Annotated in this window: 7 protein-coding genes; 4 read left to right on the forward strand and 3 right to left on the reverse strand. The window is 67.0% G+C overall.

Going from position 1 to position 8,403, the window contains the following annotated elements; genetic code table 11:
• Positions 1 to 909: sulfatase-like hydrolase/transferase (locus tag ACFVJS_RS23845; protein WP_378885687.1), on the forward strand; the 909-nt coding region annotated here is incomplete at its 5' end.
• 177 nt (positions 910 to 1,086) lie between these two features.
• Here ACFVJS_RS23845 and ACFVJS_RS23850 read toward each other — a convergent pair.
• From ACFVJS_RS23850 to ACFVJS_RS23860, 3 genes are all read right to left on the reverse strand, one after another.
• Complete coding sequence (locus ACFVJS_RS23850; RefSeq protein ID WP_378885688.1) at positions 1,087 to 1,731, reverse strand: TetR/AcrR family transcriptional regulator; 645 nt, start codon at positions 1,729 to 1,731, stop codon at positions 1,087 to 1,089.
• Between the two features lie 212 nt (positions 1,732 to 1,943).
• A complete protein-coding gene (locus tag ACFVJS_RS23855; RefSeq protein WP_378885690.1) occupies positions 1,944 to 2,162 on the reverse strand; it encodes a DUF397 domain-containing protein in 219 nt (72 codons plus the stop codon).
• Between the two features lie 2 nt (positions 2,163 to 2,164).
• Positions 2,165 to 3,049, reverse strand: coding sequence for a helix-turn-helix domain-containing protein (locus tag ACFVJS_RS23860; RefSeq protein ID WP_378885691.1), 885 nt, complete (start codon positions 3,047 to 3,049; stop codon positions 2,165 to 2,167).
• Positions 3,050 to 3,147: 98 nt separating this feature from the next.
• Between ACFVJS_RS23860 and ACFVJS_RS23865 the strand changes: the two genes are divergently transcribed.
• The 3 genes from ACFVJS_RS23865 to ACFVJS_RS23875 all read left to right on the forward strand — a co-directional run bounded on the left by ACFVJS_RS23865 (position 3,148) and on the right by ACFVJS_RS23875 (position 8,389).
• Positions 3,148 to 3,921, forward strand: a complete 774-nt coding sequence (locus ACFVJS_RS23865; RefSeq protein ID WP_378885693.1) for an alpha/beta fold hydrolase — start codon at positions 3,148 to 3,150, stop codon at positions 3,919 to 3,921.
• Positions 3,922 to 4,060: 139 nt separating this feature from the next.
• On the forward strand, positions 4,061 to 7,564 hold the full coding sequence (gene mobF / locus ACFVJS_RS23870; RefSeq protein ID WP_378885695.1) for a MobF family relaxase: 3,504 nt from the start codon (positions 4,061 to 4,063) through the stop codon (positions 7,562 to 7,564).
• A 126-nt stretch (positions 7,565 to 7,690) separates the two neighbouring features.
• The gene (locus tag ACFVJS_RS23875) at positions 7,691 to 8,389 is read left to right on the forward strand and encodes an excisionase (protein WP_378885696.1); all 699 of its coding nucleotides are present in this window, start codon (positions 7,691 to 7,693) and stop codon (positions 8,387 to 8,389) included.
• The last annotated feature ends 14 nt before the right edge of the window (positions 8,390 to 8,403 follow it).

The raw sequence follows: 8,403 nt of genomic DNA on the forward strand, positions 1-8,403 counted from the left end.
TACACGACCTACGTCATGCGGGACCAGGCCAACGAGATGATCTCGGCGCCCGAGCGCGCCGACAAGCCGTGGTACCTGTGGCTCAACTACGTGGCACCCCATCACGGCGGACCGCGGGAGAAGGACGACCCCGAGGGCACCAGCACGACCCGGCCGGCGGCCGAGGACCAGCACACCTTCGACGGTCTCGAGCTACCTGATCTCCCCTACATGTTCCGCACCCCAACCGATGCCCCGCCCCTCTCGCCCGCGAGCAAGACCCTAGATCCGCAGAAGCGTGCCGAGCTGAGGGTTGCGTATGAGCAGCGCGTCGAGGCCGTCCAGGCCGTCGACCGCGCCGTCGCCAGTCACGTACTCCGCCTGAAGGAGACCGGCCAGCTCGACAACACGATCGTCATCTTCACCTCGGACAACGGCTATACCACCGGCGGGCACAACATCGACGGCAAGCTGAGGCACTACCAGGAGACACTGCGGATCCCGGTGATCCTGCGCGGGCCGGGCATCCCGGCCGGGCGGAGCCTGGCCACCGGCATCGGCAACCCCGACCTCGCCACCACGATCATGGCGGTCGCGGGCGCCGAGCCGGGACGGACCCAGGACGGCGTCAACATCATGCCCTGGCTCGACGCCCCCGCACAGAACCGGGTGCTCCCGCTCTCCGCCTGGCGGGTCAGCGACGGCCACCATCAGCTCTACTCCGGAATCCGCTTCGCCGACTGGACCTACGTCCGCTACCCCGACGACAGCGAGGAGCTCTACAACCTCGCCGACGACCCCTACCAGATCCGCTCGCTCGCGCTGCTCCCCGAATACGCCACCGAACTGGCCGAGCTACGCCAGCTCGACAAGAAGTACGCGAGCTGTGCCGGTGAGACCTGCCCGAAGGAGTTCTACCCGGCGGACTGACGGAGTATGAGCGAAGGCACAGCTCCGGCTCGACCTCAGGACCCGGAGCGGGCGAGCGGGCTGCGTAGCGATAAGGCCCCCGCCGGGGGCCGCAGCTTCCCCCCACACATCCCTTACCTCGACGGCTGCGCCAGATCCCGCTAAACAAGGCGTGAGGCGACGGGCCGGCAAGGAGATCTAAGGGGTGCGGTCCGCCAGGGCGATGGTGGTTTCGTGGTGGAATTCGGCAAGGAGTTCGGTAGCCGCCGAGGCTGCGTTGGCGATGGTCTCCTTGGGTACGTCGCACGTCCTCAGGGCCGCCGCGGCAATGCGATGCGCACGCGTGGGGGTCACCGTCCGCCCAGCGCTGCGGATTGCGGTGACGACCTCGACCGAGTGCATCAGCATCTCGCCGAGATCTCGGACGTCGAGGTCGGCGGCGACGCTGGGTGAGGCGATCTGCAGGCCGAGCCGGCCGTACGCGTCGATGAGTTCTTGACGTGCATCGCGGAACTCGGCGTAGACCTCGCTGTTGGCCACATCGGCCTGCCCGTAGAGGATGCCCTCGTTGTGGGGCGCCTCTGCCAGCGTGCGGACGTCGATGAGGGCGAGCAGGTAGAGCGCGGTCTCGTGGGTCTCGGGTGGGACCAAGGCCTCGATCTTGGCAACCTTGTCGACCGTGGGGCGTACGGAGCGTTGCAGGAGCTCAGCGAGGATCTCGTCCTTCCCGGCGAAGTGGTAATACAAGCTGGCCTGCCGAATGCCGACCCGTTCCGCAATCTCCCGGGTCGAGGTAGCGGCAAACCCCCGAGCTACGAACAGCTCTGCGGCCGCGTTGAGCACCTGGTCGCGTGGTGATGCAGTGCTGGTGGTCGGGATGTGTCGTGGTCGTCCGGGGCTTGCCTGACGGGCTCTCATACGAGCACCGAGACCGGTCGCCACTGGACTGCGTGCTCGTCGACGGTTGTCGCCACTGCTTTTCGCCTCCATCGTATAGAACTGCATAGTTGATTATGCAGTTCTATACGATGAATGGCAACGACTAGCACCTGCTCCTAGCGGTCGAACTCGCCCTTTCGGGCTCCGTCGAGGAAGCAAGCCCATTCGTGGGCGTTGAAGATCAGTGCGGGCCCGGTCGGGTCAGTTGAGTCGCGCACGGCCTTCCAGCCTCGTGGGCCGTTGGCAACCTCGACGCAGCCGCCGTCGTTGCCACTGGTGTCGGCCTTGCGCCAGTTGAAGAACTCTTCCAAGGCGGGTCGGTCAGGGCTCAGCATGATCAGTCTCCTTCTTGTTGAGGTGGTGCCACTTGGTCCTGCGCTAGCAGGCTAAGCCAGGTCTGAGACTCCTCGGGCGAAAGCGCCGCGCGAAGCATCTGCTCCCAGACGATGGCGTAGATCTTGAGGTCGTCCGTTCCTGCGACGGTGACGCCGTGGCTCGGCGTCTCGATCTGAACCTGCTCCTCATAGTCACGGAACTTGACCCACACGAAGCCGCTCAAAGGCGGCATCGACATCGGTGCGTCCTGAGGAATCACCTGGATCGTCACCCTCGGCGCTTGCGCGAACTCGGCCAGATGCGCCCACTGGCGCAGACGAACGTCATGTTGTGCCATGGGCACCCAACGGGCTGCCGTCTCGGTCACGACCACGTGATAGGCGGGACCGTCGATATTCGGGTCGCGCAACCGCTCGCCGCGTTCCATGCGGGCCGCCACCGCTGCGTCGACGTCGGTGTTCGCGGTGAGGTGCGATGCCTCGATCACCGCCTTGGCGTACTCGGGAGTCTGGAGTGGGCCGGGCACGAGGAAGGGCTGGAAGTGGCGGATCTCGGAGGCAAGGTCGTCCATGGCCAGCAGTTGCCTTTGGCGCTGTTCAAGGGTGCCTCGGTGAACGGCCTGCCAACTGCCTACCTCGGTGAGTACAGACTCGGCCAGTCTTAGAACCTTGGTGCGTTCGTCCTTATCGGCTTTGACAACGTCCAGCCATCGTGTGACCAAGTCGATGCTCGGTTTCACCGTCACGCTGGTCTCGACGCGGGAGACCCTCGCCTGAGATGTTCCGAGCTGCGCACCCAACTGCATTCCAGACAGCCCGGCAGCGCTGCGAAGGCGGCGCAACTCCGCGCCGAGCGCTCGACGTCGTTGGATCGGTGACAGTTCCACGGGGATCCTTCCAACCCGGAAATGGTCCCGGGCTCCTATGCAGTCTGATGCAGTTTAGATCCTGGAGGTGCAAGAACGCTCGCTGTACCATCGCGGTCATGACTGCCGGACTGTTCAGTGTCGGGGACCACCGTCTCAAGGTCGATACGACAATTGACGGCGTCGGCGGACCCGCCGTGGTCCTCGTCTCCGGCACAGGTGACCACAGCAGCGACGGCTTCGACGAAGTGATCCCGCTTCTGTCCGGGCTGCCGCTCTTCTGCTACGCACGTCCTGGCCTGGGAGGGAGCGACCCTGCCCCAGCCACAGAGCCTCGTGGCGTCCGTGCGGCAGCGCACGAACTGCACGCACTGCTCTCCGCAGCCGAGATCGACCCGCCGTGGGTGCTGGTGGGCCACTCGTTTGGCGGGTTGATCTGTGAAGTCTTCGCGGCCGAATGGCCGGGCGAGACGGCAGGGCTTGTCTTCGTGGACGCGAGCGACGCTCAACTATTCCTCGACGTCGGCCATCCGGTGATCGACGACGGTGAGGGACCGGGAACGATCCCCTTCGACATGGCCGCATCGGTCCGCGATCTAGAACAGATCCGCGAGTCGGTGCCGATGCGCCCGACTGTTGTCGTGGCGAGCCGGCCCGGCCGGTGGCTGGAGTCCAAGACGCCTGACTTCTGGCAGCCCTACACACTCGCCGAGCTCGACGACCGCTGGCAGAAGTATCAGGCTGCCCTGGCAGAACGTCTGGGCGGCGACCTCATCACCGCCCAAGTCGGTGGGCACTATGTGCAACGCGATGACCCCGAACTGGTCGCCAACGCAATCCGTGACATCTGCAACCAGATCAGCGTTCCCGGACAGCACGAGCTTCGCCCATGACCGGGAGCAGACGCCCCGGCCAGCCAGCCGAGCAAACTCGTCCCGAATGACCTCGTAGCCATCCCAGCCGACAGACCTCTTTCATTCCCGCTCCCCTCGGCCACTCGCGGGCCTCCGTCGCCCCCTGGGGTGCGTGACCATGACGATCCACAAGTTGGCCGCGGGATCGGGGTACGAGTACCTGACCCGGCAGGTCGCGGCGGGCGACTCCACCGAGCTGGGCGGCACCGCGTTGGCTGATTACTACGAGGCCAAGGGCGAGGCACCGGGCCAGTGGGTGGGGTCGGGGCTCGCCGTGTTCGCCGGCCCGGACGGGATCGACTCGGGCGATGTGGTGACGGCCGGGCAGATGGGGCATCTGTTCGGTGTCGGGGAACATCCCATCACTGGGCGGCCGCTGGGTCGGCGGACGCGGTCGGACGGGGTGGCTGGGTTCGACCTGACGTTCAGTCCGGTGAAGTCGGTCTCGGCGCTGTGGGCGGTCGCGCCACCTGAGATTGCTCGGGTGATCGAGCGGGCGCACGATGCCGCGGTTCAGGACGCGTTGGCGTATGTCGAGCGCGAGGTGTTGTTCACCCGGGAAGGGGCCGATGGGGCGCGGCAGGTCGAGACTCGTGGCTTGATCGCGGCGGCGTTCCGGCACCGGGACTCCCGTGCCGGTGACCCGGACTTACACACTCATGTCGCGGTCGCGAACAAGGTGCAGGCGAAGTACTCAGGTAAGTGGCTGACGGTCTACGGGCGGGTGTTGTTCCAGCACACGGTGGCGATCTCGGAGACGTACAACACCGCGCTCGAGTATCGGCTCGGCGAAGCGCTCGGTGTCACGTTCGACGAACGCACCGGGCCTCGGGAGCGGCGCCCGATCCGCGAGATCGTGGGTGTCTCAGCCGGGCTGTGTCGAATGTGGTCGCGGCGGGCCCGGGACATCGACCGCCGCGAGGACGACCTGGTGACTATGTTCGTCGGCGAGCACCGTCGACCACCGACCGAGCCGGAACGACTCAGGCTGGTTCAGCAGGCCAATCTCGAGACACGTGCCCCCAAGCACGAGCCGCGCGCCGAGGCCGATCAGCGACGAATCTGGCGCCGCCAGGCATCGGAGTTCTTGGGCAGCGAGTCGACCCTCGCCGCGATGATCCACGAAGCACTGGATGTGTCGGCTGCGGTTCGCCGACCGGCATCTACCGAGGTCGTCGACACACGCGTGATCCAAGCAACGGCAGTCGCCGTCATCGCTGAGCTCGAGACCCATCGGGCGACCTGGCAAAGCTGGCACCTGCGGGCCGAAGCCGAGCGACAGGTGCGAGCCACAGCATCTGGTCGGGTCGCCGCCGCGGACCTACCCGCGATGACCGATGAGGTCGTCGCAGCCGCCGTGGAGATGTCGGTGCAGCTCACCCCTGACGACGATCCCGTCGCGCGGAGGACCGATCTTCGCCAACCGAGTGGCCTAAGACGATCGGACGGAACCAGCGTCTACCGGCATACCGGTGCCGACCGCTACACCAGCCAGCGGATCCTTCAAGCCGAACAGCGGCTGGCCGACGCGGCCGGCTTGGGCAGCGACTTCGCGTTCTCTGTTGAGGAGATCGACATCGTCCTGGCCGCCAGCAAGGTCGCCGGGGTGCGCCTCAATAACGGGCAACGCGCACTGGTGCATGCGCTGGCCGGTGGCGGCCACCGGGTCCGGCTCGCACTGGCCCCTGCGGGGTCTGGGAAGACCACAGCGGTCAGGGTGCTGGCGGCGGTCTGGACGACCAACGGCTATGACGCGATCGGGCTGGCACCGTCCGCGGCCGCAGCGAAGGTGCTCCAGGACGCTACCGGCCTGCCGTGCGAGACCCTCGCGAAGATCGACGACGAGGTCCTCACCCAGCCAACCGATACCGGGCGCCGCCGTCATAGCGGGCTGAGCACCCGCATCGGGCCCGAGACCCTCGTGGTGATCGACGAGGCTGGGATGGCCGACACATTAACGCTCGACCGGGTCGTTGCCTTCTGCCTCTCACGCGGTGCCACGATCCGGCTCCTGGGCGATGACCGGCAGCTCTCCGCCGTGGGCGCCGGTGGCGTGCTGCGCGACATCGCCCACTGGCACGGTGCCGACCGGCTCGAGGAGGTCGTACGGTTCATCGATCCCGGCGAGGCCGCCGCTTCCCTGGACCTTCGCGGCGGCGATCGAGGCGCGATCGGGTTCTATCTCGACCACGACCGCGTCCACACCGGCGACGAGGACACCACACTGATCGAGGTTCTGGCCTCATGGCAGCAGGACCGAGATCACGGGCTGGATGCACTCATGCTGGCGCCCACGCGAGACCTCGTCGCCACTCTCAACCACAGGGCTCGATCCCGCCGTCTCGCGGGTATCGCGCCGCGGGTCGAGGTCGAGCTGGCCGATGGCAACCAGGCATCCGTCGGGGACACGATCATCACCCGTCACAACCAGCGCCGCCTGGCTGTCGCCGGGACCGACTGGGTCAAGAACGGTGACCGCTGGACCATCACCCGCATCCGCCGCGACGCGTTGACCGTCCGCCACGCCACCACCGGCCTGAAGGTGGTGCTGCCTGCCGACTACGTGGCCGACCATGTCGAACTCGGCTACGCCTCAACCGTCCACACCGCACAGGGCCTCACCACCGACGTCGTCCACGGGATCGTCGACGGCCACGAGGACCGGCAGATGCTGTACACGATGCTGACCCGCGGCCGGCGCGAGAACCACGTCCACGTCGTGCTCGAACCTGTCGACCCGGTCGACGCCGATCGGGAGCAGTGCATGCTGCCCGGGTTGGAGGAGCAGCTGACCGCGATCCAGGTGCTCGACGAGGTGGTCGCTCGGGATGGCGCGGAGGTCTCGGCCACCACGACGCTGCGCCGCGGCCGCAGCTGGTCCACCCAGCTCCACGAGGCCTCCGTACGCTATGCCGACGCGGTCACCAGCGGAGCACAACGGCTGCTCGGTAGTAGTTGGGAGGACGTCCTCGAGGCGGCGGGCGAGGGCCCGCTCCCCTGGCTCCCTTCAGTTCCCGCGGGTCTCGCGCGCGACGAGTCGTGGGGTCCCTACCTGGCCGCGCGCGCCCGGCACGTCGAGGTGACCGCAGACGGCTTCCTCAACCACGCGCACCGCGCCGACGCACCGGCTGCGATGGAGCACGGGAAGCGTCCCGCCTGGATGCCTCGGTATGCCGATGTCCTCGGCGACCTCCACGACACCGTCGCGCTGTGGAGGGCCGCCCACGGGGTGCCCGAGGACGATCCACGCCCGACCGGGCCAGCGGTCAACGACCCGATCGCCGCCCGGTTCCAACGCCACCTTCTACGGCAGCTCACCGGCCGCTACGACACCTCGGTCCAGCGCTGGCACGAGCTGATCATCCACCGGACAGGGATTCAGGCCCTAGACGACCACGCCAGGGGCGAGGCCATCGAACTCGCTCGCGAGCTCGACACGCTCCATCGCCGCGGCCACGACGCCCGCGGACTGCTCGACCGTGCCTTGGCCAGCGGTCCGTTGCCAAAGGGCCAGCCCGTCTCTGCACTGACCTACCGCGTCCGCAAACTCACCCCGCGTGCCCCGCTGCCGCCACGACACGAGTCCGCGGGACACACTGGCCCATCGACACTCGGCTTGTGACCCAGCCGATACTCCGGAAGAACTCCGTCCTCTGGGGAGCCAGGGGATTCCTCCGCAGTCCCTTACCCCTCTGGAAGCCTTAGCGACGGATGTCAGCAGCATCTGCGCGGCACCTTGCAGCAGTCCTTGGTTCGCGGCCTCGCAGACGAGGTGGGGCGGGAGCTCGTCACCCCGCGGTTTCTCCTCGATAGTCCCCGATTCATCGCCTTAGGCTCAGGGCACGTGACAACACGACTCAACGGCACCCAGGTGGCCGTGCTCAACTGGCTTTCGACGGAGCCCCCGGCCGTCGAAGCGACGAACCCACAGCGACTGACCGCACGCGCCCTCGAGAGGCGAAGGCTCGTCAAGATCAAGGGCCGTGGACCACGATGGCATGCAACGCTCACCGATGCCGGCCGCTATTACGTCGAGCATGGGGCGTACCCGCCCGGTCACTTCTGGACGGAACCCGAGCCTGCTTCCAAGGCGCCCGCAACGACACCGGAACGCGAACGGCCTGCGAACAAGAAGGAGGCCAAGCCCGAGGTCGGCCTCACCGTCGACTCGCCAGTCGGCAAACGACGCAAGGGAGGCAGACCGGCGGGAGACTCACTGTTCCCCGGCAACGTTAGCGATCCGTACGACGAGAAGATCCTCATCACGGTCAGGGAGGCCGCCTGGATGCTCAGCCTCCCTGAGCATGCGATCCGTCAGGCCATCTCACTCGGTGATCTTGACCGCGTCTTCATCGGCGAGGGCGCGAGGAACTATCGGATCGTGTACGGATCGCTGCTCGCCTGGGTGAACTCGATGCCGCGAGAGTCCGGGAAGGGCTGGTGGTGACGATGCGCCCCGAG

The sequence above is a fragment of the Nocardioides sp. NPDC057772 genome (assembly GCF_042798075.1).
Classification (GTDB): Bacteria; Actinomycetota; Actinomycetes; order Propionibacteriales; family Nocardioidaceae; genus Nocardioides.